General features: G+C 77.6%; 1 pseudogene. It reads right to left on the reverse strand.

Features of this window, described 5'->3' with window-relative positions:
- Nucleotides 1–216 (reverse strand): annotated as a pseudogene (locus tag C6N31_RS42595) (glycosyltransferase); the annotation flags it as partial.
- Between the last annotated feature and the right edge of the window lie 172 nt (nt 217–388).

A 388-nucleotide genomic window follows, 5' to 3' on the forward strand; every position in this document is an offset into this window, starting at 1 on the left:
CGGAACAACGTCGAAGCCCGGCGGCAGCCACGGGCCGGGCGCGCCGTCCAGCACCAGCACCCGACGGCGGGCCGGGGCGCGCAGCACCGCGTCGAGGGTGTCGGCGAGCGCCGCCTCGGCCAGCGCCGCCGCCTGCCGCGGCGAGTACGGCGGGGTGAGCCGGGTCTTGACCCGTCCCGGTACCGGCTCCTTGGCGATCACCAGTAGCGTCGTCATGCCGGGAGCGCCGGTCATCGGGCGGCCTGACCGGCTCGAACGGCCTGGGCCGGCCGGACGGGCTGCGCGGGCTCGGTGACCGCGGGAATCCGGCCGTCCATTGGCGTGCCGACCGCAGGCTGCCGCAGCACGGCGCTCATGTCCCGGACCGCGTGCCAGGTCCCGCGCCAGG

The sequence above is a fragment of the Streptomyces fildesensis genome (assembly GCF_016107395.1).
Classification (GTDB): domain Bacteria; phylum Actinomycetota; class Actinomycetes; order Streptomycetales; family Streptomycetaceae; genus Actinacidiphila; species Actinacidiphila fildesensis.